This window comes from Microbacterium arborescens (assembly GCF_030369635.1).
In the GTDB taxonomy this organism is placed as follows: Bacteria; Actinomycetota; Actinomycetes; order Actinomycetales; family Microbacteriaceae; genus Microbacterium.
Genome location: NZ_CP128474.1, coordinates 1,689,077 through 1,703,668, shown reverse-complemented (window position 1 = coordinate 1,703,668; position 14,592 = coordinate 1,689,077). Strand labels below are relative to the sequence as shown.

At 69.2% G+C, this 14,592-nt stretch carries 13 protein-coding genes; 3 read left to right on the top strand and 10 right to left on the bottom strand.

The window, feature by feature from the left end:
• Window positions 1-4 precede the first annotated feature (4 nt).
• From QUC20_RS08145 to rplU, 5 genes are all read right to left on the bottom strand, one after another.
• Window positions 5-1,267 (bottom strand): glutamate-5-semialdehyde dehydrogenase, encoded by a 1,263-nt coding sequence (locus QUC20_RS08145; RefSeq protein WP_289329548.1) that lies wholly within the window; start codon window positions 1,265-1,267, stop codon window positions 5-7.
• A gap of 30 nt (window positions 1,268-1,297) precedes the next feature.
• Window positions 1,298-2,122: a glutamate 5-kinase gene (gene proB / locus QUC20_RS08140; protein WP_120262621.1), complete on the bottom strand. Its 825-nt coding sequence runs from the start codon at window positions 2,120-2,122 to the stop codon at window positions 1,298-1,300.
• Window positions 2,119-3,630, bottom strand: a complete 1,512-nt coding sequence (gene obgE / locus QUC20_RS08135; RefSeq protein ID WP_120262622.1) for a GTPase ObgE — start codon at window positions 3,628-3,630, stop codon at window positions 2,119-2,121. The genes proB and obgE overlap by 4 nt, the downstream gene beginning before the upstream one ends.
• A 73-nt stretch (window positions 3,631-3,703) precedes the next feature.
• Window positions 3,704-3,961: a 50S ribosomal protein L27 gene (gene rpmA, locus QUC20_RS08130; protein WP_005053492.1), complete on the bottom strand. Its 258-nt coding sequence runs from the start codon at window positions 3,959-3,961 to the stop codon at window positions 3,704-3,706.
• Window positions 3,962-3,978: 17 nt separating this feature from the next.
• Window positions 3,979-4,287 (bottom strand): 50S ribosomal protein L21, encoded by a 309-nt coding sequence (gene rplU, locus QUC20_RS08125; RefSeq protein WP_023950787.1) that lies wholly within the window; start codon window positions 4,285-4,287, stop codon window positions 3,979-3,981.
• A gap of 232 nt (window positions 4,288-4,519) precedes the next feature.
• Here rplU and QUC20_RS08120 point away from each other — a divergent pair, with 232 nt between their 5' ends.
• Window positions 4,520-4,792: a DUF4031 domain-containing protein gene (locus QUC20_RS08120; protein WP_120262623.1), complete on the top strand. Its 273-nt coding sequence runs from the start codon at window positions 4,520-4,522 to the stop codon at window positions 4,790-4,792.
• A gap of 33 nt (window positions 4,793-4,825) precedes the next feature.
• On the opposite strand, the gene QUC20_RS08115 is transcribed toward QUC20_RS08120, so the two are convergent.
• Window positions 4,826-7,219, bottom strand: a complete 2,394-nt coding sequence (locus QUC20_RS08115) for an Rne/Rng family ribonuclease (RefSeq protein ID WP_289331493.1) — start codon at window positions 7,217-7,219, stop codon at window positions 4,826-4,828.
• 278 nt (window positions 7,220-7,497) lie between these two features.
• Between QUC20_RS08115 and QUC20_RS08110 the strand changes: the two genes are divergently transcribed.
• Entirely contained in the window at window positions 7,498-8,097 is a 600-nt protein-coding gene (locus QUC20_RS08110) for a vitamin K epoxide reductase family protein (RefSeq protein WP_289329547.1), read from the top strand.
• Window positions 8,098-8,160: 63 nt separating this feature from the next.
• Here QUC20_RS08110 and ndk read toward each other — a convergent pair whose 3' ends face one another.
• From ndk to ileS, 4 genes are read right to left on the bottom strand one after another with little or no spacing between them, the layout of a single operon-like run.
• Window positions 8,161-8,577 (bottom strand): nucleoside-diphosphate kinase, encoded by a 417-nt coding sequence (ndk, locus tag QUC20_RS08105; RefSeq protein ID WP_289329546.1) that lies wholly within the window; start codon window positions 8,575-8,577, stop codon window positions 8,161-8,163.
• Window position 8,578: 1 nt separating this feature from the next.
• Window positions 8,579-8,980 carry a DUF4233 domain-containing protein gene (locus tag QUC20_RS08100; protein WP_120262627.1) on the bottom strand — a complete coding sequence of 134 codons (402 nt, stop codon included), beginning with the start codon at window positions 8,978-8,980 and terminating at the stop codon, window positions 8,579-8,581.
• Entirely contained in the window at window positions 8,968-10,320 is a 1,353-nt protein-coding gene (locus tag QUC20_RS08095; RefSeq protein WP_120262628.1) for a bifunctional folylpolyglutamate synthase/dihydrofolate synthase, read from the bottom strand. The genes QUC20_RS08100 and QUC20_RS08095 overlap by 13 nt, the downstream gene beginning before the upstream one ends.
• Window positions 10,317-13,694 carry an isoleucine--tRNA ligase gene (gene ileS / locus QUC20_RS08090; protein ID WP_289329545.1) on the bottom strand — a complete coding sequence of 1,126 codons (3,378 nt, stop codon included), beginning with the start codon at window positions 13,692-13,694 and terminating at the stop codon, window positions 10,317-10,319. Before ileS ends, QUC20_RS08095 begins: the two co-directional genes overlap by 4 nt.
• Before the next feature lie 212 nt (window positions 13,695-13,906).
• Between ileS and QUC20_RS08085 the strand changes: the two genes are divergently transcribed.
• Entirely contained in the window at window positions 13,907-14,590 is a 684-nt protein-coding gene (locus tag QUC20_RS08085) for a hypothetical protein (protein WP_120264303.1), read from the top strand.
• Window positions 14,591-14,592 lie beyond the last annotated feature (2 nt).

Sequence of the window (14,592 nt, the reverse complement as noted above, 5' to 3'; positions counted from 1 at the left end):
GTGGTCAGGCGCGCGTCTGCCCGGCGCCGCGCGCGAGCCACTTCGTGCTGGTCAGTTCGGGGAGTCCCATCGGACCCCGGGCGTGCAGCTTCTGGGTCGATATCCCGACCTCCGCGCCGAATCCGAACTCACCGCCGTCGGTGAAGCGCGTCGAGGCGTTCGCCATGACGACCGCCGCATCGACCTCGGCGAGGAAGCGCTCGGCGTTCGCCTCATCGGCGGTCACGATCGCCTCGGTGTGCATCGTCGAGTAGCGGCGGATGTGCTCGAGCGCGTCATCGAGGTCGTCGACCACCCGCATCGAGAGATCGAGGCTCATGTGCTCGGTCGCCCAATCGTCTTCGGTCGCGGGCACGGCCCGTGGCACGAGGCGACGCACGTCGTCGTCTCCGTGAATCCTGACGCCGGCTCCGGTGAGCGCTTCGGATACGGGCGGGATGAGACGCTCGGCCGCTGAACGCACCACGAGCACGGTCTCGACCGCGTTGCATACGCTCGGTCGTTGCGCCTTGGCATTCACGACGATGTCGCGGGCCCAGTCGAGCGGCGCCGATTCGTCGAGGACGATGTGGACGACCCCTGCGCCGGTCTCGATCACCGGAACCGTCGATTCCGTCACGACGGTCTCGATCAGCTGCGCGCTGCCCCGGGGGACGAGGACGTCGACGAGTCCGCGAGAGCGCATGAGGAGTCGCCCGCCCTCACGCCCGAAGTCGTCGACGGTCTGGATGCCGTCGGAATCGACCCCGGCGCGGTGAAGCGCGTTCCGCATCGACTCGATCAGGGCCGCGTTCGTCGACTGCGCGGCTGACCCGCCGCGAAGCACGACGGCATTTCCCGACCGCAGCGCGAGCGCGGTGATGTCGACGGTGACGTTGGGGCGCGCCTCGTAGATCGAGGCGACGACGCCGAACGGCACGGAGACCTTCTGCAGTCGGACACCGCCGGGCAGCTCTCGCTCGTCGAGCACACGGCCCACGGGGTCGGGAAGGCGCGCGACATCCCGAACGGCATCCGCGAGCGCGGCGACGCGCGCATCGTCGAGCACGAGCCGGTCGCGCAAGCCCGCGGAGATGCCGGCCGCGTCGCCGCGCGCGAGGTCGTCACGGTTCGCCGCAACGATCACTGCGGTGTCCGAGATCAGCGCGTCGGCGATCGCGTCGAGCAGCGCGGCCTTCGCAGCATCATCGAGGAGGCCGATCGAGCGGCTCGCCCGCTTCGCGGCGCGCAAGCGCTCAGAGACGTCGGTAGCGACGGCGGTGATCATCACGCCAGTCTAGCGACGGGCGCCTCAGCATCAGGCGACGCCGATGGCACCGGTGCCTGACGGAAGCGCCGGGGCGGGGTCGGCCTCGAACCACGTGCCGACATCGGCACCCGCGAGCGCCTCGCTGGCGAGATCGATGCTGGTGACGAGGGCCGCGACGCCGCCCTCGGCTGCCAGCCGGGCGGCGGAAGCCTTGGTAGCGGCTCCCCCGGTCCCGACGCTGTTGACGACGGTGGCCCCGAACTCGTAGCCGCTGAGATCGTCGTCGAAGGCGACCCGCTCGATGGGGCGCGCGCCGGGCTCGCTCGGCGGGCGTGTGTACAGGCAGGCGATGTCGCTCAAGAGCACCAGGGCGTCGGCACCGATGAGGCGTGAAACGAGGGCAGCGAGCCGGTCGTTGTCGCCGAAGCGGATCTCGTGCGTCGCGACCGTGTCGTTCTCGTTCACGATCGGCAAGATGCGCAGACCGAGCAGCCGTTCCATGGCGCGGCGCGCGTTCGAGCGATGTGTCGGATCGTCGAAGTCACCGGCGGTCAGCAGCACCTGACCCGCGACGATTCCGAACTGCCGCAACGCGTCCTGGTAGCGGTAGACGAGCACGTTCTGCCCTACGGCGGCCGCCGCCTGCTGGGTCGCGAGGTCTGTCGGACGCTCTGCGAGACGCAAGTAGGGCATGCCGGTGGCGATAGCACCCGATGAGACGAGGACGACCTCGGTGCCACGCGCGTGCGCCTGAGCGAGCGCGTCGACGAGAGAGTCGATCTTCCCGGCGTTGTCGCCGCTGATCGAGGATGATCCCACTTTCACGACCACCCGTCGGGCGCCGTTGAGCTCGGCGCGCGAAAGCAGGCTCACGCCTCGTCCTCTGAGGCACCTCGCGTCTTCTCCGCACGACGCTCGGCCTCGAGCTCGGCACGGGCCTCGGCCTTCGCGTCCATTCGCTCGTGGTAGCGCTCGCGACGCTGGTTCGACGTGCGACGCGGGTTGAGATCGAGTCGCGGGTCGGTTCCGCGCGGCGCCGACATCAGTTCCGCGGCGGATGACAGCGACGGATGCCAGTCGAAGACGATCCCGTCGCCTTCGCCGATGACCACCGTGGATCCCGGGGTCGCGCCGAGACGGAACAGTTCGTTCTCGATGCCCAGCTTGTCGAGACGGTCGGCGAGGAAGCCCACAGCCTCTTCGTTCTGGAAGTCGGTCTGTTGGACCCACCGAACGGGCTTCGCGCCGAGGATGCGGTACACATCGCCGTACGTCCCGCCTTCGACGCGCACGGTGAAGTCGCGTTCGGCTCCCTGGGGACGGATGACGATGCGCTCTGCGGGTACCTCGGCTGCCGCCGAGGCCCGGTGCTCGGCGACGAGCTCCGCCATGGCGAACGACAGCTCGCGCAGACCCTGCCGACTCACGGTCGAGATCTCGAACACCCGGTAACCGCGCGCCTCGAGATCGGGACGGACGAGGTCGGCGAGATCGCGCGCCTCGGGCACGTCGGTCTTGTTGAGCGCGATCAGCTGGGGTCGGTCGAGCAGCGGAACCTGACCCTCCGGCACGGGGTACGCCCCGAGTTCGGCCAGGATCACGTCGAGGTCTGAGATCGGATCGCGTCCGGGCTCCAACGTCGCGCAGTCGAGCACATGCACCAGCGCCGAGCACCGTTCGACGTGACGGAGGAACTCGAGACCGAGTCCGCGGCCCTCACTCGCGCCCTCGATCAGGCCGGGGACGTCGGCGATGGTGTAGCGGATATCGCCGGCCTGCACGACCCCGAGGTTCGGGTGCAGGGTCGTGAACGGGTAGTCGGCGATCTTCGGGCGTGCGGCCGACATCGCCGCGATGAGACTCGACTTGCCCGCTGAGGGGAATCCGACGAGCGCGATGTCGGCGACCGTCTTCAGCTCGAGCTGAACGTCGCCCTCCCACCCGGGGGTTCCGAGCAGCGCGAAGCCCGGTGCCTTGCGCTTAGGGGACGCCAGCGCAGCGTTGCCGAGGCCGCCCTGGCCGCCCGGCGCGGCGATGAAGCGCATACCGGGCGTGACCATGTCGACGAGGGTCTCGCCCTCGGGAGTCTTGACGACGGTGCCGACGGGCACCGGGAGCTCGAGGTGCTCCCCGGCCGCGCCCGAACGGTTGTCGCCCATGCCGAATCCGCCGTTGCCGCCTGAGCGGTGAGGCGAGTGGTGATACGACAGCAGGGTCGTCACCTGGGGGTCGGCGACGAGCACGACGTCTCCGCCGTCACCGCCGTTTCCCCCGTCGGGGCCGGCGAGCGGCTTGAACTTCTCACGGCGCACCGACACGCAGCCGTTCCCGCCCTTGCCTGCACGCAGATGCAGCGTGACCCGGTCGACGAACGTCACCATGCGGTGCCTCCTGGAAAACAGGGCGAGGGGCGAGCCGAAGCCCGCCCCTCGCCGCGAAGTGGTCTGGTCCGAATTACTCGGCGGCCGCCACGATGTTGACGACCTTGCGGCCACCCTTCGTACCGAACTCGACGGCGCCGGCCGCGAGCGCGAACAGGGTGTCGTCGCCGCCACGGCCGACGTTGGCGCCGGGGTGGAAGTGGGTGCCGCGCTGGCGGACGAGGATCTCGCCGGCGCTGACGGCCTGGCCGCCGAAGCGCTTCACGCCGAGGCGCTGTGCGTTGGAGTCACGACCGTTACGGGTGGAGCTTGCGCCCTTTTTGTGTGCCATCTCTGCGTCTCCCTGGCTTACTTGATGCCGGTGATCTTGACGCGCGTGAGGTCCTGACGGTGGCCCTGGCGCTTCTTGTAGCCGGTCTTGTTCTTGAACTTCTGGATCACGATCTTCGGGCCGCGCTCTTCACCGAGAACCTCGGCGGTGACCGTGACCTTCGCGAGCTTGTCAGCGTCGGTGGTCACGGCGTCGCCGTCGACGAGGAGAACAGCGGGAAGCTCGAGCTTGTCACCGATCTGAGCCGCCTGACGGTCGAGGACGACGATCGTGCCGACCTCGACCTTTTCCTGACGGCCGCCGGCGCGCACAACTGCGTAAACCACTTCACACCTGTTTCTTCTGTGGAGCGCACGGCTCCGATTGTCTTTGCGAGACTGGAAAGTCTTGGTGCGCGTGCCCCAGATGATCCTGTGGCTGAGCCGCTATCGTGACGGGACGTCGACGGACTCGCTGCACCAAGGGTCCACTTTACCGGATACCGGCAGATCCGGCAAAAGGACCGCCGGGTGTGTCGCGGCGCGGGGCCCGGCGGCATCCGCTTCGTAGGATCAGAGCATGGCGATTCTGATCGACGATCCGCGGTGGCCGGCGCACGGCCGCCTCTGGTCTCACCTCGTCAGCGACTCGGACATCGACGAGCTTCACGCCTTCGCACAGCGCCACGATCTCCCGGCTCGAGCATTCGACCTCGACCATTACGACGTGCCCGATTCGGCGTTCGACCGTCTCGTAGCCGGCGGCGCACAGCATGTGTCGGGCCACGAGCTCGTGCGGCGGCTCATCGCGTCCGGGCTTCGCGTGACAGCGCGCGAACGCCGCGGGATCTGAATCGGTCCCGCGGCGTTCACGTCGATGACGGCGTCAGTCCTCGGTGGTCGGCGACGCCGAGACGGGGGTGCCGCTGAGGGCGGCCGTCGTGACTCGACGCCGTCCACGCCCTTGGCCCGGGGCCTTGGGCTCGGGGAGCGCGTTGAGCACCGAGTCGAGCAGCAGGTCCTTCTCGGTGCGCGGCGCCTTGGGCTCGGACTTCTTGCGACGCGGCTTCTTCGGTCGCTCGACGGGCGCGGCCTCGGGCTCCACCGCCACTGCGACGAGCTCGGCGTCCTCCTCCGCGGCGGTGGGCTGAATCGTCGAAGCGGCGATCTGCGCGAGAGCGGACTTCGCACCCTCGGTGATCACGTGCGTGCCTCCGGTGGCCGGAGCCGGCGCCGTAGCACCGCCACCGCCCCGACCGTTGCGGCGTGCCGACCCGTTGCCGTTGCCGTTGCCGTTCTGCGAGCCCGCGCCGCGGTGCTTGACGACCGGGTCGTGGTGGACGATAACGCCGCGTCCCGCGCACACGTCGCAGGCTTCGCTGAAGGTCTCCAGGAGGCCGAGTCCGAGCTTCTTGCGGGTCATCTGCACGAGGCCGAGGGAGGTGACCTCCGCCACCTGGTGCTTCGTGCGGTCACGGCTGAGGCACTCGATGAGGCGCCGCAGCACGAGGTCACGGTTCGACTCGAGCACCATGTCGATGAAGTCCACGACGATGATGCCGCCGATGTCGCGCAGGCGCAGCTGCCGGACGATCTCCTCGGCTGCCTCCAGGTTGTTCTTGGTGACGGTCTCCTCGAGGTTGCCGCCCGATCCGACGAACTTGCCGGTGTTCACGTCGACCACGGTCATGGCTTCGGTGCGGTCGATCACGAGCGAACCGCCCGACGGCAGCCAGACCTTGCGGTCGAGAGCCTTCTCGATCTGCTCCGTCACACGGAACGCGTCGAATGGGTCCTGCTCGTCCTCGTACTTCTCGACGCGCTCGAGAAGGTCAGGAGCGACTCCCGTCAGGTACGACGTGATGGTCGCGTACGCCTCGTCACCCTGGATGAGCATCCGCGAGAAGTCCTCGTTGAAGACGTCTCGCACGATCTTCACGAGCAGATCGGGCTCGGAGTGCAGCAGTGCGGGTGCCTGGATCTTCTCGAGCTGCGAGCTGATGTGCTCCCACTGCGAGGTGAGTCGCTGCACGTCCCGCGTGAGCTGGTCCTCCGTCGCGCCCTCAGCGGCAGTGCGCACGATCACGCCCGACGACTCGGGGAGGACCTCCTTCAGGATGCGCTTGAGCCGCGCCCGCTCGGTGTCGGGGAGCTTTCGCGAGATGCCGTTCATGGCGCCGCCGGGGACGTACACGAGGTAGCGGCCGGGCAGCGAGATCTGGCTGGTGAGCCGGGCGCCCTTGTGTCCCACGGGGTCCTTCGTCACCTGCACGAGGACGCGATCACCGGACTTGAGTGCGAGCTCGATGCGGCGCGGCTGATTGCCCGTCTCGACGGCATCCCAGTCGACCTCGCCGGAGTACAGCACGGCGTTTCGACCACGACCGATGTCGACGAAGGCGGCTTCCATGCTCGGAAGCACGTTCTGCACCCGCCCCAGGTAGACGTTGCCGATCAGCGACGCGTCCTGGTTGCGGGCGACGTAGTGCTCGACCAGAACGTTGTCCTCGAGCACGGCGATCTGGATACGACCGTTCTTCGAGCGGACGACCATGACGCGGTCTACCGCCTCGCGGCGTGCGAGGAACTCGGCCTCGGTGACCACGGTGCGACGACGGCCTGCTTCACGGCCGTCGCGCCGGCGCTGCTTCTTCGCCTCGAGCCGGGTCGAGCCCTTGATCCGCTGCGGCTCCGTGATGAGCTCGACCGCACGCTGCCGCGGAGCCGGGTCGTTGCCGTCGTCGCCGTTGGATCCGCCGCGGCGACGGCCGCGACGACGAGAGCTGCCCGGCCCCGACGAAGATGCGGTTTCGTCATCGTCGCCGTCGTCCGGCAGCGCGGGGAGCGGCGGGAGCTCGGGCGCGTAGAAGTGCAGCGCGGTCGAGACCGCCGACACGAACTCCGCGGGAAGGAGGCCGAGCGACACCGCGGTCGGCGGGCCCGCGTCGCCGGGGGCGGGCTCGTCGCCGGGCTCAGGCTCCGCAGCGGGCGCAGGAGATTCGTAAACCGTCTGATCCTCAGCCGGTGCGGGCTCCGCGGCCGGTGCAGACTCGCCGGCCGCGGCGGGCTCATCCGGTACCGCGGGAGCGTCGGTCGCCTCGGCGCCGTCGCTCTCGCCCGCAGCAGGCTCGGCTGCGGCGTCCTCTGCGGCCCGCCCACTGTCGATGTGTTCCTCGGTGGCGTCGATCGACGCCACTGCGTCAGCCAGTTCGGCTGCGGCGGCGTCTACCGCGCTTGCGGACTCAGCGGGGGTCGGATTGTCGTTGCGATCGTCGGCCATCACTGGCGTACTCCTCTTCGGGCGGCACCGCGCGCCACCCGGCACATCTCTGGCGGCGTCGCTCCCGGAAGGACGAGCCGCGAACTCACTCGGTGTGCAGCCGGCTCTCGGCACGGCCTGCGTGGGCAGCCATTGCCCGAAGTCTCTCGTGAAGCACTGTCGCAGCGCGGCTGCGTGCGTGCATCGACATCCATTATCGCACTACGCGCGTCGCTTCGTGGGACGCGGGCTCCGAGCCTCACGGCCGGGTCATCGAGTGCGATGGGATAATCGCCGTCATGTCCGCTCCTCGCAGCCACGCCCGCCCCGTCGCTCTCGCCGTCTGGCTGATGATCGCGGGCGTCATCGGCTGGATCGCCGCGTTCGCTCTGACCACCGAGCGCCTGCATCTTCTCGAGGACGCGACGGCGACGGCATCCTGCGATTTCAACCTGGTGGTCCAGTGCGGCGCCAACCTGACCTCCCCGCAGGGCTCGGTCTTCGGTTTCCCCAATCCTCTGCTCGGGCTGACCGGCTGGGTCGCGCCCGTCGTCGTCGGCGCGGCCATCCTCGCCGGAGCCCGCTTCTCACGGTGGTTCTGGCTGCTCTTCTGGGCAGGGATGGCGTTCGCCTTCGGGTTCGTGATCTGGCTCATCTCGCAGAGCATCTTCGTGCTCGGCACCCTCTGCCCGTGGTGCATGGTCACCTGGTTCGTGACGATCCCGAGCTTCTACGCGGTGACCCTGCATGTCCTGCGGTCGGGCGTCGTGCCGCTCCCGCGACGGGGGCGCGCCGTGGCGGCGAGTCTTTCCGGCTGGGTCCCGTTGCTGGCCGTGCTCAGCTATGTCGCGATCGCCGTCGTCGCGCAGATCCGCCTCGACTGGATCGGTTTCCTCTGAAACCACGACGCCCGCGAGCCGACGTCATGACGTCGAGTCGCGGGCGGAATGTCGCGGGGAAGGTCAGCCGAACCAGATCTGCAGCTCACGGGCGGCGGACTCGGGGCTGTCAGAGCCGTGGACCAGGTTCTGCTGGACCGCGAGCCCCCAGTCGCGGCCGAAGTCGCCGCGGATCGTTCCCGGGGCGGCGGTCGTGGGATCGGTGGTCCCGGCGAGCGAGCGGAAGCCTTCGATGACGCGGTTTCCTGCCAGGCGGATCGCGACGGAGGGCCCGCTCTGCATGAACTCGAGCAGCGGCTCGTAGAACGGCTTGCCGGCGTGCTCGGCGTAGTGCTTCTCGAGCAGCTCGCGATCAGCCTCGACGAGACGGATGTCGACGAGCGCGTAGCCTTTCGCCTCGATACGGGCCAGGATCGCGCCGGTGAGGCCGCGGGCCACACCGTCGGGCTTGACGAGGACGAGGGTCTCTTCGGTGGGCATGTCAGTCTCCGTTCGATTCGTCGGCTGCGCGGGCGGCGTTCCGCCGGTCGAGAGCAGCCCCCTTGATCGTCGCATATGCGTACATGCCCCCGAAAACCAGCGCCACGATTCCCAGCGCGGGCACGAGGAACACGCCGAGAGCCAGGATGACCTGGAGCGCCCAGCCCAGCACGATGCCCCACCGGTGCCGGAGCACCCCGGACGTGAGGATCATCACGACGGCGAGCACAGCTCCAGCGACGACCCCCCACCAGTCCGGGATGCCGTCGGGGAGAACGCCCAGTCCGTAGACCGTGAGCCCGCCGAGGAAGACGACGATCGACTCGAAGCCGAGCACGACCGACCCGAGGGACTCGGCGGCCCCGCGACGACGGCGCTCGCGCGCCCGGCTCACGCCTGCCATCCCGACTTCCAGTCCTCCGCGCCGGCGAGGGCGATCGCCTCTCCGGCGAGCACGACGGAACCCGCGATGACGACCGCGCGACGCTCCGCGGCCGCAGCCCACTCGCGTGCGGCCTCGGCCGCCTCGACCAGGTCCCGGTGCTCGGTCACACCGAGTCCGCGATCCTCCGCCAGGTCGGCGACGAGGGTCGGCTCCGAAGCGCGCTCCGAGTCCGGTGCGGTCGCGAACACGTGCGTCGCGACCGGCGCGAGGGCGTCGACGATCCCGGAGGCGTCTTTGTCGCCCAGCACACCCAGCACGACGCCCCACTCATCGAAGTCGAACGATTCGCGCAGCGCCGCGGCGAGGGCGGCGGCCCCGTGCGGGTTGTGGGCACTGTCGACGAGGACGGTGGGGCTGATGCCGAGGAGTTGCAGCCGACCGGGAGACGTCACCGCGCCGAGGCCATCCGCCACCACCTCCGCGTGCAGCGCCTGGTCCTCGGCCCCGATGAGGGCCTCCACTGCGGCGACGGCCAGAGCGGCGTTCTCCGCCTGGTGCGAGCCGTACAGCGGCAGGTAGAGCTCCGGGTACTCCCCCGCCCGGCCACGGACGCTGATCTGCTGCCCGCCCACGGCGAGACTGTGCCCCGACAGGCCGAAGTCATCTCCGGCGAACCCGACGGTCGCGGCGACCTCCGCCGCGCGCGCGCGGATCTGCGCAGCAGCCTCGGGGGTCTGCACCGCCGAGACGACTGCCGCGCCGGGCTTGATGATCCCTGCCTTCACCGCAGCGATCTCGGCGATCGTCTCCCCGAGGCGATCGGCATGGTCGAGAGCGATGGGCCCGATGACCGCGACGTCGCCGTCGGCGGTGTTGGTGGAGTCCCACGACCCGCCCATACCCACCTCGATGACGGCGACATCGACCGGCGCGTCGGAGAACGCGACGAATGCAAGCACGGTGAGCAGTTCGAAGAACGTCAGCGGTGCGTCGCCTGCGGCATCCAGCTCCGAATCCACCAGATCGACGAACGGCGAGATCTCCTCCCATGCGTCGGCGACGGCTGCGTCGGCGATCGGCTCGCCGTCGATGAGGATCCGCTCGGTGAACCGTTCGAGATGCGGGCTGGTGAAGAGCCCGGTGCGCAAGCCGTGTGCTCGAACGAGGCTCTCGATCATGCGGCTGGTGGACGTCTTGCCGTTCGTGCCCGTCACATGGACGACGCGATAGGTGCGCTGCGGATCATCGAGCAGCTCGAGGACGCGCCGCGTACGTTCGACGCGCGGCTGCACCCACTGCTCCCCCTGACGCTGCAGCAGCGCTGCATAGACGGCGTCCGCCCGGGCCTGATCGGTCATGCGTTCTCTCCTGTCAGACGGGTGACGCTCACGGTGAGGCCGGCCTGGTTCGCGTAGGTCTTGGCGGCGACGACGGCCTCGAAGTCGGCGCTGCCCTCGGCGGCGAGCTCCGCGGATGTCGCGAGGGTCTGCGACCGGGACCGCACCGCCCATTCGCGAGCCAGTGTCTCGCCCGCGACATCAGCGGCCTCGAACGCCGATGCGACCGCGGCGGCGTCATCGTCGGAGTCGAAGGTGAGTCCGAGTCGGATGCGGTCGCTGACCTCGAAACCGGCGGCCTTGCGCGTGTCCTGCACGGCCCGGATGACGTCGCGGGCCAGCCCCTCGGCTTCGAGCTGCGGCGTGGTCGTGGTGTCGAGCAGAACGAATCCGCCGCCGGACAACAGTGCGATCGCCGTTCCCTCGGCCACACCGCCCGCCTCGAGCGTCAGCTCGTACTCCCCGGGTTCCAGAGCGATCCCGTCGACCGTCACGACACCGTCCTGCTCGCTCCACAGGCCCGCGCGCGCGCCGGCGATCACGTGCTGCACCTGCTTGCCCAGTCGCGGCCCGGCCGCGCGCGCATTGACCGAGAGTCGCTGGCTGATGCCATACGAGGCCGCGAGGTCGTCCGAAAGCTCGGCCACAGCGACATCCTTCACGTTGAGCTCGTCGCGGAGGATGTCCGAGAACTGCTCCAGCGCCTCCGCGTCGGTGATGGCCACCGTGAGCTGAGGAAGGGGCAACCGCACCCGCTTCCCCTCCTTCTTCCGCAGTGCGTTGGCGACCGACGACACCTCGCGGACGGCATCCATCGCCGAGCGGATGTCGGCAGCCGGGGCGAACTCCCCTGCGTCGGGCCAGTCCTCGAGGTGGACGCTCCGGCCGCCGGTGAGGCCCTGCCAGACGCGCTCGCTCACGAGGGGCAGAAGCGGCGCCGCGACCCGGGTCAGCGTCTCGAGCACCGTGTAGAGGGTGTCGAACGCCTCGGTCGACGCATCGTCGCCCGGCACGACGCCCACCCAGAAGCGATCGCGGGAGCGGCGGATGTACCAGTTCGTGAGCGCTTCGGCGAAGTCGCGCAGCTTGGCCGCGGCCATCGTGGAGTCGAGCGCCTCGAGGTCGGCGGCGACATCGCGCACCAGGTCGCCGGTCAGCGCCAGGATGTAGCGGTCGAGCACGTTCGTGGAGTCGGTCCGACGCCGCGCCTCGTACCCGGCCCCGCCCTCACCGCCGGCCGCGTTGGCGTAGGTGGCGAAGAAGTACCAGGTGTTCCACAGCGGAAGCAGGAACTCCCGCACGCCCGCCCGGATGCCCTCTTCGGTGACCACGAGGTTGCCGCCGCGGAGCACCGACGAGCCCATCAGGAACCACCGCATCGCGTCGGAACCGTCGCGGTCGAAGACCTCGGACACGTCCGGGTAGTTCCGCAGCGACTTCGACATCTTCTGACCGTCGCTCCCGAGCACGATGCCGTGGCATGCGACGCCCGAGAACGCGGGTCGGTCGAACAGTGCGCCGGAGAGGACGTGCATGACGTAGAACCAGCCGCGGGTCTGCCCGATGTACTCCACGATGAAGTCGGCCGGCGCGTGCTCGTCGAACCACTCCCGGTTCTCGAAGGGGTAGTGCACCTGTGCGTACGGCATCGACCCGGAGTCGAACCACACGTCGAAGACATCCTCGATGCGGCGCATCGTCGAGCGGCCGGTCGGGTCGTCGGGGTTCGGACGCGTGAGGTCATCGATGAACGGCCGGTGCAGGTCGACCTCGCCCGCCTCGTTGCGCGGCAGGCGACCGAAGTCGCGTTCGATGTCGGCGAGCGAGCCGTACACGTCGGTTCGCGGGTACTCGGGGTCGTCGCTCTTCCAGACCGGGATCGGCGAGCCCCAGAAGCGGTTTCGGCTGATCGACCAGTCGCGCGCGCCCTCGAGCCACTTACCGAACTGCCCGTGCTTGACGTTCTCGGGTGCCCACGTGATCTGCTCGTTGAGTTCGAGCAGGCGGTCCTTGATCGCCGTGACGCGCACGAACCAGCTCGACACCGCCTTGTAGATCAGCGGATTGCGGCAGCGCCAGCAATGCGGGTACGAGTGCTCGTAGCTCGCTTCGCGAAGCAGACGTCCCTCGGCCTTCAGCAGGCGGATCAGCGGTCGGTTGGCGTCCATCCACAGCTCGCCCGCGACATCCGCGACCTGGGGCAGGAACCGTCCGCCGTCGTCGAGGCTCATGATCAGCGGGATGCCGGCAGCGGCCGTGACGCGCTGGTCGTCCTCACCGTAGGCCGGAGCCTGGTGGACGATTCCCGTGCCGTCGGTCGTCGTGACGTAATCATCGACCAGCACGCGCCACGCCGACCCCGTTCCCCAGGTCTCGGCATCGGCGTAGTAGTCGAAGAGCCGGTCATACTGCACGTCGGCGAGCTCGCGGCCGACGACGGTCCGCTCGACCGCGGCGCGCGCCTCGTCGACGTCGCCGTAGCCGAGGTCCTTGGCATATCCGCCCAGCAGATCCTCGGCGAGCAGGTAGCGATGGGCGTCGGCCTCGGCGCGGTCCTCGTGGACGTCGGCAGCGCCGGCCGGGCCGCCGGGCAGCACGACGTAGCGGATGTCCGGGCCGACGGCGAGGGCGAAGTTGGTCGGAAGCGTCCATGGCGTCGTCGTCCAGGCGAGGGCACGGACGCCGGTGAGTCCGAGCGTCTCGGCCTTCGCGCCGACGAAGGGGAAGGTCACGGTGACGGAGGGGTCCTGTCGCATCTTGTAGACGTCGTCGTCCATGCGCAGTTCGTGATTCGACAGCGGAGTCTCGTCGCGCCAGCAGTAGGGCAGCACCCGGTAGCCCTCGTAGGCGAGGTCTTTGTCCCACAGCTCCTTGAACGCCCAGAGCACCGACTCCATGAAGCCCGTGTCGAGCGTCTTGTATCCGCGCTCGAAGTCGACCCAGCGCGCCTGCCGGGTGACGTAGTCCTCCCACTCGCGTGTGTACTCGAGCACCGACGAGCGCGCCTTCTCGTTGAAGGCGGCGATGCCCATCGCCTCGATCTCGCTCTTCTCGGTGATCCCGAGCTGCTTCATCGCCTCGAGTTCCGCGGGCAGCCCATGGGTGTCCCACCCGAAGACGCGGTCGACCTTCTTGCCGCGCATCGTCTGGAACCGGGGGAAGACGTCCTTCGCGTACCCGGTGAGCAGGTGCCCGTAGTGCGGCAGGCCGTTGGCGAAGGGCGGGCCATCATAGAAGACCCACTCGGGTGCGCCCTCGCGTTGCGTGATCGAGGTGCGGAAGGTGTCGTCGCGTTGCCAGAACGCGAGCACCTCGCGCTCGAGGTCGGGAAAGCGGGGGCTCGGCACGACGCTGTCGGCGGCGGGGCCGAAAGCAGAGGACTTCGGATAGGTCATGGCTTCTCTCGCAGGGTCGGACTTCCTGCGAGGACGATCGTGCGACCGCGGTACCACCCCGCTTGCCCCGGAGGGCCACTCTCCCAGCGGCTGTGACGGGCCTGCCCCGCTCGGTTCTACTGAGCGGATGACCGCCGTTCTTCCGAGAGCTCCCCGGTGATGGCCGGATCGGTGCTGATGACCCCATCATACCGTCGGCATACGCTGATCGTATGGCCCGTCCGCGTACCCGTCCCGCACCCCCTCGCGTGAGCGACCCCGATCTGCCGCGTCATCTCGAGCCCGCCACCCTGTCGCGGCACGGCGATCTCGTCGAGGTCTCCGTCTCGGTCGGTGGCGGCTCGGTGGACGGCGCCCACGCGCGACTGAGCGAGAGCGTCGTCGAGCCCGGTGCTCCTGAGCGGCTCGATCTCACCGGCGCGGTCCTCAGCGACGTCGTCATCCGCGATCTCGCGACCCCCGAGCTGCGCGTCGGCGACGGCACCTGGCGCACCGTGACCCTCATCGGAGGGAGGATCGGCACACTCGACGCGCAGCGGGCTCGCTTCGACGGCGTGATCCTGCGCGGCATCCGGATCGACTACCTCTCGGTTCCGGCCTCGACGCTGCGCGACGTGGAGATCATCGATTGCCGCATCGGCACGCTCGACGCTCCCGGCGCGCTCCTGGAACGAGTGCGATTCGCGAACACCACGGTCGACGAGTTCGACACCCGGGCGCTCTCCAGCACCGACCTCGATCTCCGCGGTCTCGAGGCGCTCGCGTTCACCGACATCCGGGCGCTTGCCGGCGCCACCGCATCCCGGCGCCAGATCGAGGTGCACGCCGCCGCGTTCGGCGTTGCTCTCGGGTGGGACGTCCGCGACGACGACTCCGCCGGGGACTCGCACCCGTGATC